Annotated in this window: 15 protein-coding genes and 1 pseudogene; 11 read left to right on the plus strand and 5 right to left on the minus strand. The window is 61.9% G+C overall.

Going from position 1 to position 19,194, the window contains the following annotated elements; translation table 11 throughout:
* Positions 1 to 11: 11 nt before the first annotated feature.
* From AC1D1B_RS01125 to AC1D1B_RS01135, 3 genes are all read left to right on the plus strand, one after another.
* A complete protein-coding gene (locus AC1D1B_RS01125) occupies positions 12 to 866 on the plus strand; it encodes a hypothetical protein (RefSeq protein ID WP_477328887.1) in 855 nt (284 codons plus the stop codon).
* A gap of 77 nt (positions 867 to 943) precedes the next feature.
* On the plus strand, positions 944 to 1,747 hold the full coding sequence (locus AC1D1B_RS01130) for an isocitrate lyase/PEP mutase family protein (RefSeq protein ID WP_477328888.1): 804 nt from the start codon (positions 944 to 946) through the stop codon (positions 1,745 to 1,747).
* A gap of 14 nt (positions 1,748 to 1,761) precedes the next feature.
* Positions 1,762 to 2,760: a proline racemase family protein gene (locus AC1D1B_RS01135; protein WP_477328889.1), complete on the plus strand. Its 999-nt coding sequence runs from the start codon at positions 1,762 to 1,764 to the stop codon at positions 2,758 to 2,760.
* A 9-nt stretch (positions 2,761 to 2,769) separates the two neighbouring features.
* Here the strand turns inward: AC1D1B_RS01135 and AC1D1B_RS01140 are convergent, their stop codons facing one another.
* Entirely contained in the window at positions 2,770 to 3,471 is a 702-nt protein-coding gene (locus AC1D1B_RS01140; RefSeq protein WP_477328890.1) for a sulfate transporter family protein, read from the minus strand.
* Between the two features lie 191 nt (positions 3,472 to 3,662).
* On the minus strand, positions 3,663 to 4,565 hold the full coding sequence (locus tag AC1D1B_RS01145) for a DMT family transporter (RefSeq protein ID WP_477328891.1): 903 nt from the start codon (positions 4,563 to 4,565) through the stop codon (positions 3,663 to 3,665).
* A gap of 307 nt (positions 4,566 to 4,872) precedes the next feature.
* Between AC1D1B_RS01145 and AC1D1B_RS01150 the strand changes: the two genes are divergently transcribed.
* The 3 genes from AC1D1B_RS01150 (at position 4,873) to AC1D1B_RS01160 (ending at position 8,370) form a co-directional block, all read left to right on the plus strand.
* Positions 4,873 to 5,865 (plus strand): adenosine kinase, encoded by a 993-nt coding sequence (locus tag AC1D1B_RS01150; protein WP_477328892.1) that lies wholly within the window; start codon positions 4,873 to 4,875, stop codon positions 5,863 to 5,865.
* A 258-nt stretch (positions 5,866 to 6,123) separates the two neighbouring features.
* The gene (locus AC1D1B_RS01155; RefSeq protein ID WP_477328893.1) at positions 6,124 to 6,828 is read left to right on the plus strand and encodes an antitoxin Xre/MbcA/ParS-like domain-containing protein; all 705 of its coding nucleotides are present in this window, start codon (positions 6,124 to 6,126) and stop codon (positions 6,826 to 6,828) included.
* A 375-nt stretch (positions 6,829 to 7,203) separates the two neighbouring features.
* Positions 7,204 to 8,370: a porin gene (locus tag AC1D1B_RS01160; RefSeq protein ID WP_477328894.1), complete on the plus strand. Its 1,167-nt coding sequence runs from the start codon at positions 7,204 to 7,206 to the stop codon at positions 8,368 to 8,370.
* A gap of 97 nt (positions 8,371 to 8,467) precedes the next feature.
* Here AC1D1B_RS01160 and AC1D1B_RS01165 read toward each other — a convergent pair whose 3' ends face one another.
* Together AC1D1B_RS01165 and AC1D1B_RS01170 are read right to left on the minus strand one after the other, a co-directional pair.
* Complete coding sequence (locus tag AC1D1B_RS01165; RefSeq protein ID WP_477328895.1) at positions 8,468 to 9,541, minus strand: sensor domain-containing diguanylate cyclase; 1,074 nt, start codon at positions 9,539 to 9,541, stop codon at positions 8,468 to 8,470.
* Between the two features lie 228 nt (positions 9,542 to 9,769).
* Complete coding sequence (locus AC1D1B_RS01170) at positions 9,770 to 12,049, minus strand: NADP-dependent malic enzyme (protein ID WP_477328896.1); 2,280 nt, start codon at positions 12,047 to 12,049, stop codon at positions 9,770 to 9,772.
* A gap of 286 nt (positions 12,050 to 12,335) precedes the next feature.
* Between AC1D1B_RS01170 and mutS the strand changes: the two genes are divergently transcribed.
* The 5 genes and pseudogenes from mutS (at position 12,336) to AC1D1B_RS01195 (ending at position 18,300) form a co-directional block, all read left to right on the plus strand.
* Complete coding sequence (gene mutS / locus AC1D1B_RS01175; RefSeq protein ID WP_477328897.1) at positions 12,336 to 15,062, plus strand: DNA mismatch repair protein MutS; 2,727 nt, start codon at positions 12,336 to 12,338, stop codon at positions 15,060 to 15,062.
* A 93-nt stretch (positions 15,063 to 15,155) separates the two neighbouring features.
* Positions 15,156 to 16,922, plus strand: coding sequence for an AAA family ATPase (locus AC1D1B_RS01180; RefSeq protein WP_477328898.1), 1,767 nt, complete (start codon positions 15,156 to 15,158; stop codon positions 16,920 to 16,922).
* A 31-nt stretch (positions 16,923 to 16,953) separates the two neighbouring features.
* Positions 16,954 to 17,107, plus strand: a pseudogene (locus tag AC1D1B_RS01185) (MutS-related protein); the annotation flags it as partial.
* 101 nt (positions 17,108 to 17,208) lie between these two features.
* Positions 17,209 to 17,673 (plus strand): nuclear transport factor 2 family protein, encoded by a 465-nt coding sequence (locus AC1D1B_RS01190; protein WP_477328899.1) that lies wholly within the window; start codon positions 17,209 to 17,211, stop codon positions 17,671 to 17,673.
* A 66-nt stretch (positions 17,674 to 17,739) separates the two neighbouring features.
* Entirely contained in the window at positions 17,740 to 18,300 is a 561-nt protein-coding gene (locus AC1D1B_RS01195) for a TetR/AcrR family transcriptional regulator (protein WP_477328900.1), read from the plus strand.
* On the opposite strand, the gene AC1D1B_RS01200 is transcribed toward AC1D1B_RS01195, so the two are convergent.
* Entirely contained in the window at positions 18,297 to 19,142 is an 846-nt protein-coding gene (locus AC1D1B_RS01200; protein ID WP_477328901.1) for an aldo/keto reductase, read from the minus strand. The two genes, AC1D1B_RS01195 and AC1D1B_RS01200, sit on opposite strands and share 4 nt — an antisense overlap.
* Positions 19,143 to 19,194 lie beyond the last annotated feature (52 nt).

A 19,194-nucleotide genomic window follows, 5' to 3' on the forward strand; every position in this document is an offset into this window, starting at 1 on the left:
GGCCCGCGCTTATGAGATCCACCCCGTTTCGCCTCGCCCTCGCGCTTGTGCTGCTGCCGTGGCTGTGGACGGCAGCGGGCGCACAGACCGTCAGCTTTCCGGAGTTCAGCAGCGCCGTCCCCGGCCACACGGATGTTACCTATCTCGACCTCGCCAGGATGGTCATTCCCGACCTCGCGGGCGACAGTGACGGCTTCTACAAGGGCGGATTGCCGATAGATATGCGCCATATAGAGGGCCCGGATGGTGGCGGCTCGCCACCCGAGACGTCGGGCCTCTCCAATGCCGGCGTGCTCGCCATCAAGGCCGCCGGCAAGGACCGGCTGGCGATGCTTTACGATCTCGGCGACTCTCCCGACAGCGCCGAAGGCTATGCAGTGCTGGCGCTCTACGACATCGCGGCCAAGCCGAGATTGCTCGACGCCGTCAATGTCGCGGTCGACCGCAGTACCTATTTCCGCGAGCCCGGCAAACTTCCCCTCAGCGCCGGCGACGATGTCCTCATCACCATGAGCACGCATTTCAATTCAAGCCAGGGCTATGTGATCACGCCGCTGATCATGGTGCGCGACGACAAGTTCGAACTGATCGACATGATCTACACGTTCGACGAGAACCTCTGCGCTTACAGGCGCACGCAGGATGTGGCGTTTCAGACGCAGGCAGACGGCCAGCCTTATGCTGCGATCAAAGTGACGGTGACCGACGCCACGGTGCCGAGCGGCGAGAGCTGCGACGAGCAACCGCCCAAGCCTGAATCTCACGCGATTTCCGTCACCTATCACTGGGACGAGAAGGCGTCGCATTACGTCAAGGATTCCGACGCGCTGGACAAATTGGCAGGAGAGAACGCCAAACGCTTCTGAGCCAACCGCATTCGTTTGCCCCGTGCAAATCGGCACGATAGAATCCGCAGACATTTCCGCACATGAAGGGAAGCACCATGGACAAGGGCAAGATTTTTCGTGACCTTCACGCCTCGACCTTCGTCATGCCCAATCCATGGGATGTCGGTACAACCAAGCTTCTGGCCTCCTTCGGCTTCAAGGCGCTGGCGACGACCAGCGCCGGCTTTGCCTTTTCGCGCGGCTTGCCCGATGGCGCGGTGACATTCGAGGCGATGATCCACCATTGCCGCGAGTTGACGGCGGCAACCAGCCTGCCGGTCTCGGCCGATCTCGAAAAAGGCAAGGGCGACAGCGCAACCAGTGCCGCCGAGACGGTTTTTGCCGCTGAAGCGGCTGGCCTCGCCGGCTGCTCGATCGAGGACCACACCGGCGATCCGGACAAGCCGATCTACGATTTTGCGCACGCCGTCGAGCGCGTCGCCGCGGCAGCGGAGGCGGCGCGAGCGCTCAAGCATGATTTCGTCTTCACCGCGCGGGCCGAGAATTTCCTCTGGGGCAAGCCCGACCTCGACGACACGATCAAGCGACTGCAGGCCTTCGAGAAGGCCGGTGCCGATGTGCTCTATGCGCCTGGCCTCAGCGATGTCGAAACGATCCAGAAAGTCTGCTCGGCGGTGAGCCGGCCGGTCAATGTCATGGCGCTGCCGGGCTTCACCATCGCCGACCTCGCCATGGCCGGTGTCAAGCGCATCTCGCTTGGGCCGTGGCTGACCAATTTCGCCTTCGGTATGCTGGAGACGGCGGCGCGTGAAATCCAGCAGGATGGCACGTTCGGCTTCACCCGCGCCGCCATGCCGTTCGGAAAGCTGCAGGCGCTGTTTTCCAAACCCTTGGCTTGAACGAGGCCCGACATATGACGCTCACCGTCGTCGACATGCACACTGGCGGCGAGCCGCTTAGGATCGTCACCGGCGGTTATCCGGACATTCCCAAGGGCACGATCCTGGAACAGCGCGCCTATGTGCGCGACCATTTCGACCATTTGCGCAAGCTGCTGATCTTCGAGCCGCGCGGCCATTACGACATGTATGGGGCGGTGCTGGTCGAACCCGACCTGCCCGGCGCCGATCTGGCCGTACTGTTTATACACAATGAGGGCTATTCGACGATGTGCGGCCACGCCATCATCGCGCTCGGCCGTTATGCCGTCGACGAAGGCCTGGTGGCGAAACAGGAGCCAATCACGATCGTCAATATCGAGGCGCCGTGCGGCATGGTCGTCGCTTCGGTCGAAGTCAGGGACGGCAAAGCGGGCTCGGTGTCCTTCGAAAGCGTTCCGGCCTTCCTGTTTGCCCGCGACCAACAAATAGAATTGGCGGGATACGGCAAGATTGCGTTCGACATTGCCTATGGCGGCGCCTTCTATGCGCTGGCCAACTGCCAGCAGTTCGGCCTGGAATTCGGCCGCAGCCGCGTGCGCGATTTCGTCGACGCGGCAACCGCGCTGACCGAGCGGCTGAAGGCGGAGTTCCCCCTTTCACATCCCGACCATGCCGATCTCGCTTTTCTTTACGGCACCATCCTGACCGACGGGCGCGATGCGTTCTCCGGCGAGGCGACAAAAAACATCTGCGTTTTCGCCGATGCCGAGGTCGACCGTTCGCCGACCGGCTCCGGCGTCACCGCGCGGCTGGCGGCGATGCATGCCAAGGGCGAGATCGACCTTGGTCAGGAGCGGACCTTCGAAAGCATCGCCGGCTCGCGCTTCTCCGGCGCAGCGGCGCGTACGACCACGACCGGCCCGCATGAGGCGATCATCGCCCGTGTCGGCGGCCGCGCCTATTATTCGGGCCGGGCCGAGTTCACGGTCGAGCCGGACGATGAACTCGGGCGCGGGTTTCTGTTGCGCTAAGCGAGCGACCTATCGCCTGGCGCTCTCCCGCGCGCCGATAGCCTTGTGCAGATGGACCATCATGGCGGCGGCGAAAAGCGGCGTCAAAAGGTTGAGCAGCGGCACAGCGAGGAAGGCGGCGATGAGCAGTCCTGCCAGGAACACTGTGCCGGCATATTTCCTGCGCAACGCCCTTGCCTCGTCCTCCGGGCGAAAGCGCATGGCGGCGAATTCGAAGAATTCGCGCCCGAGCAGATAGCCGTTGACGATGAAGAAGGCGGCGATGTTGACGCCCGGCACCAGCAGAAGCAGCAGGGCGACGATGTTGCCCAGGATGATGACGCCGAGGAATTTCACCGACAACACCAGCGAGCGCAGCGCCGGCATGGCCCTGCCGGCCGGGTCGTCGGGAAAGTCGGTGCGCTCGACCACTTCGGCAATATCGTCGAGAAACAGGCCGGCCACGATTGCCGTCACTGGCGCGATCAGCAGCGCCATCCCGAAGGCAAGAGCGATTGCCGCGATGATGCCGCTCAGCCATCCGGCCCAAGACGGCAGGCCGGGCAACAGCGAGTGAACCCATGGCAGGGCCAGCCAATCGACAAGCCCGGTCAGGGCGAACCACAAAGCGACCAACGCCAGCAAGGTCAAGCCCAGCGTCTTCAGGAAAACCGCACGGAATTCGGGAGAGAACAGCCGGCTGACGGCGGCGCGGGCAGCGTTGGAGATCACGGCGTTTCCCGAGAACAAACTGATATCTCCGACATAGGTGGAGACCCGGCCAGCCGCAAGCCTGCTGGAGCGGACGCAATTCCGGACGGAACTGGAGCAATTCCAGGAAAAGTGTGAACGGTTTTCCGTCCGGAATTGCGTCAAAACAATGAGATAGAGCGGTTCACCGTTTCCGTGAACGGTGAACCGCTCTAGCGCGCCAGCGCCCGTGAGCGGGCGGGAATGGTCATAGCCGCGACGCCGGCGACAACGCAACCCATGCCCCAGAATGCCGTCGGTCCAAGGCTTTCGCCGAGGAACAGGACACCGATGCCGACGCCGATCGGCACGCGCAGATAGGCCTGCGAGGTGGTGCCTACCGAACCAAGCGTGTGAATGAGGCGGAAGAAGATGCAGAAGGCCAGCGCCGTCGAGAACACCGACAGCGCCAGCAAGGCCTGGATCGACGCCATTGACGGCGACAGCGCCCAGGGGCGGTCGAAGACCAGGCTCAAGGGGACGAGGATGACCGCACCACACAGCATCGAGCCAGCGGCCGGCAGCATCGGGTCGAGTCCCCTAAAGCCGCGGCCGAAAATGGCTGCACCGGCATAGCAGACGGTGGCAGCGACAACGGCAAGCTGCGCCCACAATTGATGGCCGAGACCGCCAAGCGCCTGGGTGCCGACGATCAGGCAAATGCCGGCAATGCCCGCGCCGACGCCGAACAGCTTGCGTGCGGTGACCTGCTCGTGACGGGTGATGAGCGCGGTCAGCAGGAAAGTGAAGATCGGCGATGTCGCGTTGAGGATGGTGGCCAGGCCGGCATCGATGGAGCGCTCGGCGGCGGCGATCAGCGTGAACGGCACGACACTGTTGAGGCAGGCCTGGACCATGAACCGCCACCAGGTCGCGCTGTCCTTCGGCATGGAGAGGCCGCGCCAGCGGATGAGCGCGAGCAGGATGCCGCCGGCGATGAGGGTACGGGCGGCGATAAAGGTTATCGGCGGGATCGTTTCGACACCGATTTTGATGAAGGTATAGGACGCGCCCCACAGGGCAGCCAGCACGCCAAGCAGCGCCAGTTCGGTGGTCATGTCGGTCTTCGCTTGCATGCCTGTCAGCGCCTTCAGCTGTTGCGATCGAAGGCCTTCTAATCCGCTGCGCAGAGGAAATGCTTCGATGACGATGCAACTATAGCCGCACATCTCTACGCCGCGCATGGTCCAGTTCGATTTGACGGCTAGGCAAAACCCTTCCAAATCGAGAGCCTGATCCATCCCGATTGCATCGGGCTGGGGCTCTATTTTCGCTTTACCATGATCTTGTCCGAAAACCGGGTTCCACTTTTCGGGATCATGGTCTAGACCCGCGCCCGGCCGGCGTGGCAGAAAGCCGGCAGGTTCCAAGGCGGAGACATTGATGCCGGATTATGACGTGCTTTGCATCGGCAATGCCATTGTCGACATCATCGCCCAGTGCGACGACGCTTTTCTCGAGACCAACGGCATCATCAAGGGTGCGATGAACCTCATCGACACCAAGCGCGCCGAGCTGCTCTACAGCCGCATGGGCCCGGCGATCGAAGCGTCCGGCGGCAGCGCCGGCAACACGGCGGCAGGCGTCGCCAGCTTCGGCGGCCGCGCCGCCTTCTTCGGCAAGGTTTCGAACGATCCGCTCGGCGAAATCTACGCCCACGACATCCATGCCCAGGGCGTTGCGTTCGACACCAAACCGCTCGAGGGCCAGCCGCCGACGGCGCGCTCGATGATCTTCGTCACCCCCGATGGCGAGCGTTCGATGAACACCTATCTCGGCGCCTGCGTCGAACTCGGGCCGGAAGACGTCGAGTCCGACAAGGCGTCGGGCGCCAAGGTGACCTACTTCGAAGGCTATCTGTGGGATCCGCCGCGCGCCAAGGAGGCGATCCGGCAGACGGCGAGGCTGGCGCATGCCGCCGGGCGCGAAGTGTCGATGACACTGTCGGATTCGTTCTGCGTCGACCGCTACCGGGACGAATTCCTCGACCTGATGCGTTCCGGCACGGTCGACATTGTCTTTGCCAACAGCCACGAGATCAAGTCGCTCTACCAGACCAAATCCTTCGATGAGGCGCTGGAGGCTATCCGCAAGGACTGCAAGATCGCCGCTGTCACCCGCTCCGAAAAGGGCTCGGTGATCGCGCGCGGTGACGAGACCGTCACCATCCAGGCGACGACGATCCGCGAGCTGGTCGACACCACCGGCGCCGGCGACCTCTATGCCGCCGGCTTCCTCTACGGCTACACGACCGGACGCAGCCTGAAGGATTGCGGCGATCTCGGCTCGCTGGCCGCCGGGCTTGTAATCCAGCAGCTCGGGCCGCGACCGCGGCAGAACCTGCGCAGCGCGGCCCAACTGGCCGGGCTGCTATAGTCCCGCTGCGTCACCCCACAATGGGCGCCCCGGGAGGCCCGCTGTCGTGCGCCTGTCATAGAGCACACCTACACGCAAAGTAGGGTGTTCCGCGGCTGACATTCGGGACGCCGGAAGTCAGTTGGGGTGTCCAAATGCAAGACAGCAACCTCTCGGGTCGCTGCGTCTGTTGCCGCTGCGCTTTCAGCTCTCCGCTATAGCCGTTCAACGAACCGGCCACAGCCTGGGAGGAGCGTGCGTGGCCAGCAAGACAGATGTATGACCAGATTTCAGAACCCGACGGACGGAATCTCGCAGGAGGCCCTGGCAGGCCTCGTGGCCGAGGCGGTGCAGCAGGCTCTGGTCCAGCACGGCATGGCCATGGACCCGCAGGCATTGGCCTCGGCCGGCGCCATTGCCGGCAGCGTCGCCGCCGCCCTGACCTTCCTTTCGCAGACACAGCGGCTCGCCATCGAGACCTTCAGAGGCGAATGGACTGCGCGCGCCACCGAATTCGTCCAGTCGATGGCGGAAAAGCCGACGCGCCCCGCCGCGGCAATCGTTGCGGTTGACAAGCCGACGACGGCGCCCGAACCCGGCAAGGCAGCATCCTATCCGCCGGGCGAGCGCATGCTTCAATCGATGCTGATTGAGGACTGGGCGGGCGAAGTCGCCGGATCGACCTATCTTGAGGAGAAGTTTCGCATCCCGCGTTCGACACTGCATCGTTGGCAACGGCGCAGCGAGGTCATTGCGCTGCGCAAGGGCGGACGCAAGCATGTCTTCCCGCTGGCCCAGTTCATCGACGGAAGGCCGGCTGCGGGGATCAGCGAGGTGCTGTCCGAGATCACCAATCCGAGACTCGCCTGGTTCTGGCTGACCCGCGTCTCGCCGGAGCTCGACGGCCGCCTCCCGATCGAGATGCTCAAGCAGGACATGGTGCAGGAGGTCGTGCTGGCCGCGCGCGGCTTTTCGTCGATCTGATCCCCCGCTTCTGTCGATCGCCCCGAAGCACCGGTTCTCAATAATAAGCCAAATAAGTAGATTTCATAAAACAGTCATATTCAACCATGCCGAGCCATCTGTATTGAATAGTCCCTGATATTTCCGTCTATTATGTTCCTAACGTGCCATTTGTGCCATCGTGTCAGAAAAAAGACGTGATAATTGCGCAACAATACTTTTTGAAGATTCAAAAAGGCGCGTTTCCGACACAATCTCTGTTGATCGCGACCACTGCATAGGCCATTTCGAAGGCGAGAGCACGGCGCGATGCGCGGCTTTCAGTATGGGGTGTATCGGCAGGCCTTAGAGCCATGTCCGACCTGATTTTGAACCTTTGACTGGAGATTCAAGAAAATGAACATCAAGAGCCTTCTTCTCGGCTCCGCTGCGGCCCTGATCGCAGTTTCCGGTGCGCGCGCCGCCGACGCCGTCGTCGTCGCCGAGCCGGAACCGGCCGAATACGTCAAGATTTGCGACGTTTACGGCTCGGGCTACTTCTACATCCCCGGCACCGAAACCTGCCTGCGCATCGGCGGCTACGTCCGTTACGACATCGGCGTCGGTGATTCCGGCTCGTTCGATGGCGCCAACCATGTCCCTGACCATAAGGACGGCACGAATTCGAGCTACTCCAAGAACGCCCGCTTCACGCTGAAGACCTGGACCGGCCAGGAAACCGAACTCGGCACCTTGAAGACCTACACCGAGACGCGCTTCAATTTCGGCAACAGCAATGGCGACTATCTCAACCAAGCGGCTTCCAATGCGAACGACTGGCAGGGTCGTAACAAGTCGCTGTCGCTGCGTTACGCCTGGATTCAGCTCGGTGGCCTGCGCGTCGGTAAGGACGACACGGCTTTCGATACGTTCATCGGCTACGCCGGCAGCGTTATCCAGGATACGCTTGTTCCCTACGGTGGGCAGGAGAGCAACGTCGTTCAGTACTACTTCGACGCAGGCAACGGCTTCTCCGCTGTGGTCTCTCTCGAAGAAGGCGCTGGCGCGGTTGGCACCATTGACAGCTATGTTCCGCATGTCGTCGGCGGCGTGAAGTACAAGGGCGACTGGGGTGCGGTCACGGGCGTCGTCGCCTATGACAGCAACTACGAGGAAGTGGCCGGCAAGGTCCGTTTGGACGTCAATGTCAGCAAGGAGTTCTCACTCTTCGTCATGGGCGGCTACGGTACCGACGACAACCTCACCGACGACGCGGGCAATGCCATCGACGCTCACGGTCGCGGCTTCTACAAGCAGTGGGGCGGCAACTGGGCCATCTGGGGCGGCGGCACCTACAAGTTCAACGAAAAGACTGCGTTCAACGCCCAGATCTCTTACGACGACTGGAAGAACCTCGGCGTTGCCGCGAACGTTGCCTATACCGTCGTGCCTGGCTTTACCGTCACGGCTGAAGTCGACTACCTCAACGCCGGAAAATTCGGCGACGCGGACTTCAACAACTGGACCAAGGCCAACAAGAAGAGCAGCCTCGGCGGCATCCTCCGCTTCCAGCGCTCGTTCTGATCGATCGACCTATCGTAGGAAAAGGCCCGCAGCGCACGCTGCGGGCCTTTTTCATTCGAGCAACCGCGCGTTGCTGTGTCGTCGCGACGAGCGCTTCTCAGGCGGACTGGCGAAGCTCGCCGGCTTCGGACCCCAAAGCGTCGGTGGTGACCAGCCGGTCACGACCGTTTTTCTTGCCGATGTACATGAGCCGGTCGGCGAGCGCGACCAGCGCGTCCGGATCGGCAGCCTCCGTCGGATAGATCGCAACGCCGACGGTGCAGCCGACATGGATGTCGCCACCCGGAGCGGGAACCTTGATGCGCAGTCGCTCCAGCACGCGCTCCGCCACGCGCACGGCCTTCTCCCTGGCCTGCTCCGCGTTCCCCGAAAACAGGAAGGCAAACTCGTCACCGCCGAGCCGCGCCACGAAATCGGCGCTGCGCAGGATCGTGCGCAGCTTGTCCGACACGCGCTGCAGCAGCGCATCGCCAGCCTCGTGGCCGAGCGTGTCGTTGACCTGCTTGAACCGGTCGAGGTCGATGAACAGAAGACCGGCTGCATCGCCGGTGCCGGCGCAACGGTCGATCACCGATTTCAGCTCGTTGTGGAAGGCGCGCCGGTTGGGCAGGTCGGTCAACGCGTCGTGGTTGGCCGAATGGTCGCTCTGCTGCTTGGCGAGCTCGATCTCGCGCTTTTGTGCGGAGAGTTCCTCATTGGCGGCCTTCAGCTCCAAGAGCAGCTCGGCGTTGAGATCCTCGACGACCTTGCGGTCGCTGATGTCGACGACGAAGCCTTCCAGGAATTCCAGTTCACCGGCCTCGTCCCAGACGCCGCCGCCGATCTCGCGGACCCAGAGCGGCTCGCCGACCTGCGGCACGATGCGGTAGTCAACGTTCCAGTTGCAGCGCGCCTCGAGCGCGGTGTCGACGGCGGCATAGACGGCGGCAAGATCATCCGGATGGATGGCCGAGACGTAGTCGCGCACCGCGTTGTGGATGAAATCGCTCGGCCGATAGCCGCTGACGGTGAAGATGCCGTCGCTGATATAGAGCATGGTGTAGGACGCATCGTTGCGGCAACGGTAGAGATAACCGTCCATGCGGCCGGTGATGCTGAGCAGCGCGTCCAGCCGCTCGTCGTGGTAGCCCCCCTGGCCAACCGCGGATGCAGAAACCCCGTCATGCTGCATGGCCGCACCCCCGTTAGCGGTCTGAGCGCGCCGTAGATGCCGTTACGGCAAGTCGGCGAGAGGGGTTCTATATCAGGTGAGTATTATCAATCTCTTATGGGGCGGAGGCCGACGGTGTTTCGGGCGCTGCTTCTCCCAAAGAGCGTTCGCTGGCCAGCCGTTGTCGTTCGCCCGCTATGCGGACCGTTTGTCAGACTGCCTCCGCTATGATTCAATCTCCGTCTTTCGTCACGCCCCCGCCGTATAGGCCGCGATCGCTGCCATGTTGACGATGTCACTATCCTTGGCGTTCAGCGAGACAATCTGCACCGGTTTGTTCAGCCCGACCAGCAGCGGGCCGATGACGGTCGAACCGCCGAGTTCCTGCAGCATCTTGGTCGAGATCGAGGCCGAGTGGAACGCCGGCATGATCAGCACATTGGCAGGGCCGGTGAGCCGAATGAACGGGTATTGCGCCATGGCCCGCGCGTTGAGCGCAACGTCGGCGGCCATCTCGCCGTCATACTCGAAATCGACGCGGCGCTTGTCGAGGATGCGCACCGCTTCCTGCACCCGCTCTGAGCGCTCGCCCTGCGGATGGCCGAAGGTGGAATAGGCGAGCATGGCAAGCCTCGGCTCATAGCCCATGCGTCGGGCGAAGCCTGCCGCCTCCTCGGCGATGTCGGCGATCTGTTCGGCATTGGGCATGTCATGCACGGCGGTATCGGCGACGAGAACGGTCTTGCCGCGCGCCAGCACGATCGACACGCCGATGACGCGGTGGCCGGGCTTGGCGTCGATGATGCGGCGGATGTCGTCGAGCGCGGTGGAATAGTTGCGGGTGACACCGGTGACGATGCCGTCAGCGTCGCCCAGCGCCACCATGCAGGCAGCGAAGTGGTTGCGGTCGTTGTTGATCAGGCGCTGGCAGTCGCGGAACAGGAAGCCTTTGCGCTGCATGCGCTCGTAGAGAAAGTCGGTGTAGATGCCGTTGCGGCGCGACAGCCGGGCATTGATGATCTCGATGCCTTGCTTGTTCAAATCGATGCCGGCGTGCTTGGCGTTGTCCTTGATCACGTCGTCGCGGCCGAGCAGGATTGCCGTGCCGAGCTTCTGGTTCACATAGGAGACTGCGGCGCGCATCACCTGCTCCTCCTCGCCTTCGGCGAAGACGATGCGCTTGGGCTGGCGGCGCACGCGATCGTAGATGCGCTGCAAGGTCGAGGCGATCGGGTCGCGGCGAGCGGACAGTTCCTGCGCATAGCGATCGAGATCGAGGATCGGCTTGCGGGCGACGCCCGACTCCATCGCTGCCTTGGCCACGGCGAGCGGGATGGCCGAAATCAGGCGCGGATCGAACGGCACCGGGATGATGTAGTTGGGGCCGAATTTCGGCCGGTTGCCCTGGTAGGCGGCGGCGACGTCGTCGGGCACGTCCTGGCGTGCAAGTGCTGCCAGCGCGCGTGCGGCGGCGATTTTCATGTCGTCATTGATGGTGGTGGCGCGCACATCCAGCGCGCCGCGGAAAATGTAGGGGAAGCCGAGCACGTTGTTGACCTGGTTCGGATAGTCCGAACGCCCGGTGGCCATGATGGCGTCGGTGCGGATTTCGGCCACTTCTTCCGGCGTGATCTCCGGATCGGGATTGGCCATGGCGAAGATGATCGGGTTCTTGGCCATCGACTGTACCATGGCGGCGGTCAACGCACCCTTGGCCGAGAGGCCGAGGAATATGTCGGCACCATCGAGCGCCTCGGCGAGGCTGCGCGCCTCGGTCTTCACCGCATGCGCCGACTTCCACTGGTTCATGCCTTCGGTGCGGCCTTGAAAGACGACGCCCTTGGTGTCGCACAGAGTGATGTTTTCGGGCGCGAAGCCCATCGCCTTCATCAGCTCGATGCAGGCGATGCCGGCAGCACCGGCGCCGTTGCAGACCATTTTCGTGGTCTTCATGTCGCGGCCTGTGACCTCCAGCGCGTTGATCAGTCCGGCGGCGGAGATGATGGCGGTGCCGTGCTGGTCGTCGTGGAAGACCGGGATGTCCATCAGTTCGCGCAGGCGCTGCTCGATGATGAAGCACTCCGGCGCCTTGATATCCTCAAGATTGATGCCGCCGAAGGACGGCCCGAGGAAGCGCACGCAATTGATGAACTCGTCGGCATCCTCGGTGTCGACCTCGAGATCGATGGAATCGACATCGGCGAAGCGCTTGAACAGCACCGCCTTGCCTTCCATGACCGGCTTGGAGGCCAATGCCCCGAGATTGCCGAGGCCGAGAATGGCAGTGCCGTTGGAGATGACGGCGACCATGTTGCCGCGCGTCGTATAGTCGAAGGCGCGGCTGGGGTCCTCGGCGATGGCCAGAACGGGAACCGCAACGCCCGGCGAATAGGCGAGGCTCAAATCGCGCTGCGTTGCCATCGGCTTGGTGGCGACGACCTCCAGCTTGCCGGGGCGGCCCATGGCGTGGAATTCCAGCGCCTCCTGGGCGCTGACGGAGGGGCCGCTGTTTTCGGTTTTCTTGGCCATGATGCTCTTGATTTCCTCGCCGGTGCCGCACCCTTGAGACGGGTGTGTGTTCTTGACCTTCCGGATTAAGGCTACACGCCACCGCTGTAAACCGCCAAGCGATCTTCATGCATGCAGCGAAATCTCTCGGTGTCGGGGCAGATCAAGCGGCGCCTCCGCTGACGAAGGCACGGGAAAAGCCGACCGCGGCACAGACTTGCCGCAAGCCGTCACTGAAGCCCGGTCGTCCCCTGCTTTTCGAGCCGCCGGCATTAAACCCCGCACCCACATCTGCTAGCGTGCCGGCATGAACATGCACACTTCAGCAGAAACCGACGCCCCCGAGGTGACACCGTCGGCGCCCACCGCCGGCGTCACGCCGATGATGGAGCAGTATATCGAGATCAAGGCGGCGAACCCGGATTCGCTGCTGTTCTACCGCATGGGCGATTTCTACGAGCTGTTCTTCGACGACGCAGAGAAGGCGAGCAAGGCGCTGGGCATCGTGCTCACCAAACGCGGCAAGCATCAGGGCCATGACATTCCGATGTGCGGCGTGCCGGTGCATGCGGCCGACGACTATCTGCAGAAGCTGATCGGCCAGGGTTTCCGCGTTGCCGTCTGCGAGCAGATCGAGGACCCGGCCGAAGCCAGGAAGCGCGGCGGCAAATCGGTTGTGCGCCGCGATGTGGTGCGGCTGGTGACACCCGGCACCATCACCGAGGATAAATTGCTGGCGCCGTCGGAATCGAGCTTCCTGATGGCGCTGGGGCGGGTGAAGGGCGGCAGCAGCGATCACGCCTTTGCGCTGGCCTGGATCGAGATCTCGACCGGCGTCTTTCGCGTTGCCGAAACCACGGCCGACCGCCTGCTGGCCGATGTGTTTCGCGTCGATCCGCGCGAGCTGATTGTCGCCGAACCGGTGTTTCACGATCCCGAGCTGAAGCCGGTGTTCGACGTCATCGGCCGTGTCGCCAGTCCACAGCCGCCATCCCTGTTCGATTCGGCCTCGGCCGCCGGAAGGATCGCACGGTTCTTCGAGGTGGCGACGCCGGACAGTTTCGGCGCCTTTTCGCGCGCCGAACTGTCGGCTATCTCCGGCGCCATTGCCTATGTCGAGAAGACACAGAAGGCCGAACGGCCGCCTTTGTCGCGCCCCGAGCGCGAAGAGCAGGGCTCGACACTGTTCATCGATCCGGCGACACGTGGCAATCTGGAACTGTTGCGCACGCTGTCCGGCAGCCGCGACGGCTCCCTGTTCAAGGCGATCGACCGCACGGTAACCGGCGGCGGCGCGAGGCTGCTGGCAGACCGGCTGATGGCGCCGCTGACCGACCCGGCGGCGATCGGCGCAAGGCTCGATTCTGTGTCGTTCTTCCGCGCGGAGACTCAGGTTTGCCAAGCGGTGCGCTCAAGCCTGAAGAGCGTCGCCGACATGCCGCGCGCGCTGTCGCGGCTGGCCCTCAACCGTGGCGGCCCGCGCGACCTGGGCGCGCTGCGCGCCGGTTTCGAGGCGGCGGGCGCCATTGCCGAAATCTTTGCCGCAACAGCGCTGCCGCAGGAGTTGGCCGGGGCACTCGCCGCCATCCGGGCGTTACCCACGGCGTTGGCCCAGCATTTGACGCAAGCACTCGGCGACGAGCTGCCATTGCTCAGGCGCGACGGCGGCTTCGTGCGCGGCGGCTACCAGCCCGAGCTCGACGAAATGCGGGCGCTGCGCGACGAATCGCGCAAGGTGATCGCCGGGCTGGAGCGCTCGCTGATCGAGGAGACCGGCATCCGCTCGCTGAAAATCCGGCACAACAATGTGCTGGGTTACTACATCGAGGTGACCGCCAACCACCATTCGATCATGACCGGCAGTGACGGCGCCAAGGCGCGTTTCATCCACCGGCAGACCATGGCCAACGCCATGCGTTTCACCACGACCGAGCTTGCCGAACTCGAGACCAAGATCGCCAATGCCGCCGACCGGGCACTGAGCATCGAGCTTGCCGCCTTCGACACGCTGACCGCTGAAGCTGTCGGCGAGGCGCAGAAGATCCGCGCCGGCGCCGATGCGCTCGCCGTGCTCGACGTGTCGGCGGCCCTGGCGCTTTTGTCGGAAAGCGAAGCCTGGTGCAGGCCGGTGGTCGATTCCAGCCTTGCCTTCGAGATAGCGGGCGGGCGGCATCCGGTGGTGGAACAGGCGCTGCGGCGTTCGGGCGATGGCCCGTTCGTTGCCAATGATTGCGATCTGTCGCCGCAAGACGGCGCCAAAGCCGGCGCCATCTGGCTGCTGACCGGCCCGAATATGGGCGGCAAGTCGACATTTCTCCGGCAGAATGCGCTGATCGCCATATTGGCGCAGACCGGCTCGTTCGTGCCGGCGACATCGGCCCATATCGGCATCGTCGACCGACTGTTCTCGCGCGTCGGTGCCTCGGACGATTTGGCGCGCGGCCGCTCGACCTTCATGGTCGAGATGGTCGAGACGGCGGCGATCCTCAACCAGGCAGGCGAGCGGGCACTGGTGATCCTGGATGAGATCGGCCGCGGCACCGCCACCTTCGACGGCCTGTCGATCGCCTGGGCGGCGGTCGAATATCTGCATGAGAAGAACCGCTGCCGGGCAATCTTCGCCACCCATTTCCACGAAATGACGGCGCTGGCCGGCAAGCTGCCGAGGCTCTCCAACGTCACCATGCGGGTCAAGGAATGGGAAGGCGACGTGGTCTTCCTGCACGAGGTTGGCAAGGGTGCGGCCGACCGCTCCTATGGCGTGCAGGTGGCCCGCCTGGCAGGTCTGCCGGAAGCGGTGGTGGGCCGCGCCAAAGAGGTGCTGCACCAGCTGGAAGAAGGCGAGGTATCCGGCAGGGCCAACCGGCTGGTCGACGATCTGCCGCTGTTTTCGGTGGCAATGAAGCGGGAAGCTGCAAAGCCGGTGAAAAACGATGCGCTGGGCGCAGCGCTAGGCGAGATCAACCCCGACGAGATGACGCCGCGCGAGGCGCTGGAAGTGCTTTACAGATTGAAAAGCTTATCGAATGACTGATACCGCGTCGGCAATTTTTGCGCCACCCCTGCATAGATCACACGGCATTGAGCGAAACTTTTTGTTTACCTTCTTATGCGGGAGATCAGTAGAGTGCCTACCTTCCTAAAAGGCCTTAGCCTTCAGTTTTACCGTGGTATTGGTCAAGACATTCAACGAATGCACCCGTTCAAGGACTTCAATTTCTTCATCGGATCTAACAACTCTGGCAAATCTACCGTATTAAACTTTATATCTGACTATGTGCCGTTCGACGCGTCTGGGCGCACATTGAGAATCGCACCGCCGCTAGAGCAGCATCGAGGGAAGGCAACGGGCCAATTGTCCGTGGCCATTGGCATACCGAAAAGTGAATTTGTCGTCTCCGCGCTGCAAGCTGTCAAAGATACCCACCAAAGACAGAACTCCACGCCAATCATTGACGCTATCGCCTCTAGGCTCGCGGTCGGGGATTCAGTCTGGCTACATAGAATGGACAATCCGAGTGATCCTTGGTCATTGGACAGCACGTTAAATACTGAAGATTGGCAAGGCGTGGCGGATGATCGGACTTGGGCACGACTGTGGAACCAACTGACAGGGCAAGGGAGTGGATCACTTAAGCAACACTGGATCCCTGAATCTCTCAGGAGCCTCACGCGAGTTCAAAATGTGTCATTACCCGCAGTGAAGATGATTCCAGCACTAAGGGAGATTGGCAAACGTGGATCGAAGTTTAATGACTTCAGCGGCGAGGGATTAATCGATAGGTTGGCGGAAATTCAGAGCCCGGATCATGACAAGAGGCAGGAAAGAGACCTCTTTGATAAGATAAATTCGTTTCTTCAAAACGTTACGGGAAAAGAGGCCGCCAGAATAGAAATACCCCACAATCGAGAACATATACTCGTCCATATGGACAATAAGGTATTGCCAATTTCATCACTTGGAATGGGAATTCATGAAGTCATAATGATCGCGGCTTTCTGCACAATCACACAAGAGCAGATAGTGTGCATAGAGGAGCCGGAGATCCATCTCCATCCCCTACTACAACGGAAGTTGATGGTATACCTCAAGAGGTTTACAAACAATCAGTATTTTATCGCTACTCACTCTGCTAGTTTTATTGACACCCCAGGAGCGGCGATATTTCACGTATCGAATGACGGGAATCAAACTTACATTCGGGAGTCAATACTTCGGAGCGAACGCCACAACATTTGCGTTGATCTTGGATACAAAGCATCAGATATTGTTCAATCCAATGCGGTAATCTGGGTTGAGGGGCCGTCTGACCGGATATATATAAGGCATTGGATTTCTGCCGTGGAGCCGACTTTTGTCGAGGGTATCCACTATTCAATAATGTTCTACGGTGGTCGCTTACTTAGTCACCTGAGCGCCGAGTCCGAAGAGGTAGGGGAATTTATCGCGCTACGCTCACTAAACCAGTACCTCGCGATAATAATGGACAGCGACAAATCCAACGCTAAAGCAAAGATCAATGAAACAAAGAAACGCCTCGTAGAGGAACTAAGCGGGGGCTCCAGCGTATGTTGGATCACAAAGGGGCGAGAGATCGAGAACTACGTCGACCACGCTGACCTTCAGCAAATGGTAAGAAAGCTTTATCCTGAGATGTACGAGAGTCCAGCCGCGGGCGGCGCATTTGATCATGCTCTTTTCTTTCATCGAACGATGCCTGCTCGCAGACGTAGCACTATAGCGATGGCTAAAGGTTCTGGCTTGCTCGAAGAGAAAGTAGATAAGGTGAAGGTCGCCAAATTGGTTTGTGAGAAGCCCGCTGATCTTAAGATTATGGATTTAGGACCGCGTATCAACGAATTGGTGTCGATGATACGAAAAGCCAATGCGTAAGAACAGGAGACATTTCGGCGCTGGGGACGGCGCCATCTGGCTGCTGACCAGTTCCCAGCGTGGGCGGCAAATCGACCTTCTTGGGCCAGAACGCGTTGATTGCCATCCAGGCCCAGACCGGCTCCTTCGTGCTGGCGACATCGGTCCATATCGGCGGCGTCGACCGCTGGAAGTGCTGTGTCGGCTGAAAGGGCGGGCAGGGAAGCCCTAGCTTCATTGGCCCTCTTGACGTGATTGTACCGATCAGTACAGTATTCGCCATCACCTCTATCGATGGGAAAACGCCATGAGCCGTCCGCCGCTGCCGCCCTTTACCGCCGAGACGGCGGCGCAAAAAGCCCGTATGGCCGAGGATGCCTGGAACAGCCGCGACCCCGAACGGGTTTCGCTCGCCTATACGCAGGACAGCACCTGGCGCAACCGCGCCGAATTCGTTGCCGGCCGCAGCGAGATCGTGGAGTTCCTCACGCGCAAATGGACGCGCGAACTTGAATACCGTCTCATCAAGGAGGTCTGGGCCTTTGCCGATAACCGCATTGCCGTCCGCTTCGCCTATGAATGGCGTGACGACAGCGGCCACTGGTTCCGCTCCTACGGCAACGAGAACTGGGAATTCGACGAGGCCGGGCTGATGCGCCGGCGCGTGGCCAGCATCAACGATCTTCCGATCGCTGAGGCCGAGCGCAAATATCACTGGCCGCTCGGCCGCCGGCCCGACGACCATCCCGGCCTGTCCGAACTCGGGCTCTAGAGCATGATCCCTAGAACTGTGTCGCGGTTTTCGGCAAAGATCATGCTCAAGCGGAAAAACTAGCACATGCGGCGGATCGCGCCCGATCGCGACAGCTTGCTGGCCATTTTGGCCGAGGTTTTTCGCGAGCATGGCTATGAGGGCGCCAGCCTGGCGCTGATCGGCGAAGCGACCGGGCTGGGCAAGGGCAGCCTTTATCACTTCTTCCCCGGCGGCAAGGAAGAGATGGCGGCGGCCGTCATCGCCCATATAGATGGCTGGTTCGAGGAGAATGTCTTCGTGCCGTTGCAGGAAAAAGCTGACCCGCGTGCCGGCATCGACCGGATGTTCGAAGCGACCGACAGCTATTTCCGCTCCGGCCGCCGAGTGTGCCTTGTCGGCGCCTTCGCGCTGGACGAGTCCCGTGATCTTTTCGCCAAGGAGATAAGAAGCTATTTCAGCCGCTGGGTCACGCATTTGGCTGAGGCGCTGACGCGCCTTGGACACGGCCGGCCGCAAGCGGCCGAACTCGCCGAGGAGACAGTCGGCGCCATTCAGGGAGCGCTCACGCTGGCGCGCGCCTTCGATGACACGGCGGTGTTTTCGCGCGCGCTGCAACGGGCACGGGTACGGCTTGATACCCGCTAAATCATCTCCAGCCCGCGCTTGCGCGTCGGCGGCGGGAAGACGCGGTCGAGTTCGGCGAGGTCTTCGCTCGAAAGCTTGATGTCGAGCGCCGCGACATTCTGGCGGACATGCTCCTGGCTACTGGCCTTCGGGATGGCAATGACGCCTGGCTGCGCCATCACCCAGGCCAGTGCGATCTGCGCTGCCGTGGCATTGTGGCGGGCGGCAATGGCATCAAGCCTGGAATTGCGCGCCAGGGCCCCCTGCTCGACCGGCGAATAGGCCATCAGCGGAATGCCGCGCTGCTGGCTCCATGGTGCAAGGTCGAATTCGGGGCCGCGCCGCGACAGGTTGTAGAGCACCTGATTGGTCTGGACATGATCTCCGGAGGACAGGGCGGTCAGTTCCTCCATCTCGTCGGTGTCGAAATTGCTGACGCCCCAATGGCGGATCTTGCCCGCCTTCTTCAGCGCCTCGAAAGCCTCGACCGTCTCCGTCAACGGCACGCTGCCCGGCCAGTGCAGGAGATAGAGATCGATGCGGTCGGTACGCAGGCGCTTCAGGCTTCTTTCGCAAGCCCGCGCCACGCCGCTTCGCGACGCATTGGACGGCAGCACCTTGGAGACGAGAAAGAGTTCGTCGCGGCGTCCGGCAATGGCTTCCGCCACCACCTCCTCGGCGCCGCCGCTGGCATACATTTCGGCGGTATCGATCAGCGTCATGCCGAGGTCCACCCCAAGCTTCAGGGCGCTGACCTCGCCGGTGCGGCGACGGGCATCCTCGCCCATTTTCCATGTGCCCTGACCCAGCACCTGGACGGCTTCGCCCGAAGGCAGCGTGGTGGTTCTGATCGTCGATGGCATGGGGGCTCCCGGGCTTGCGCGGTCGATGCCCATGGCATCATAAACATCAGGA

Source organism: Mesorhizobium sp. P2_C5_2 (assembly GCF_056404535.1).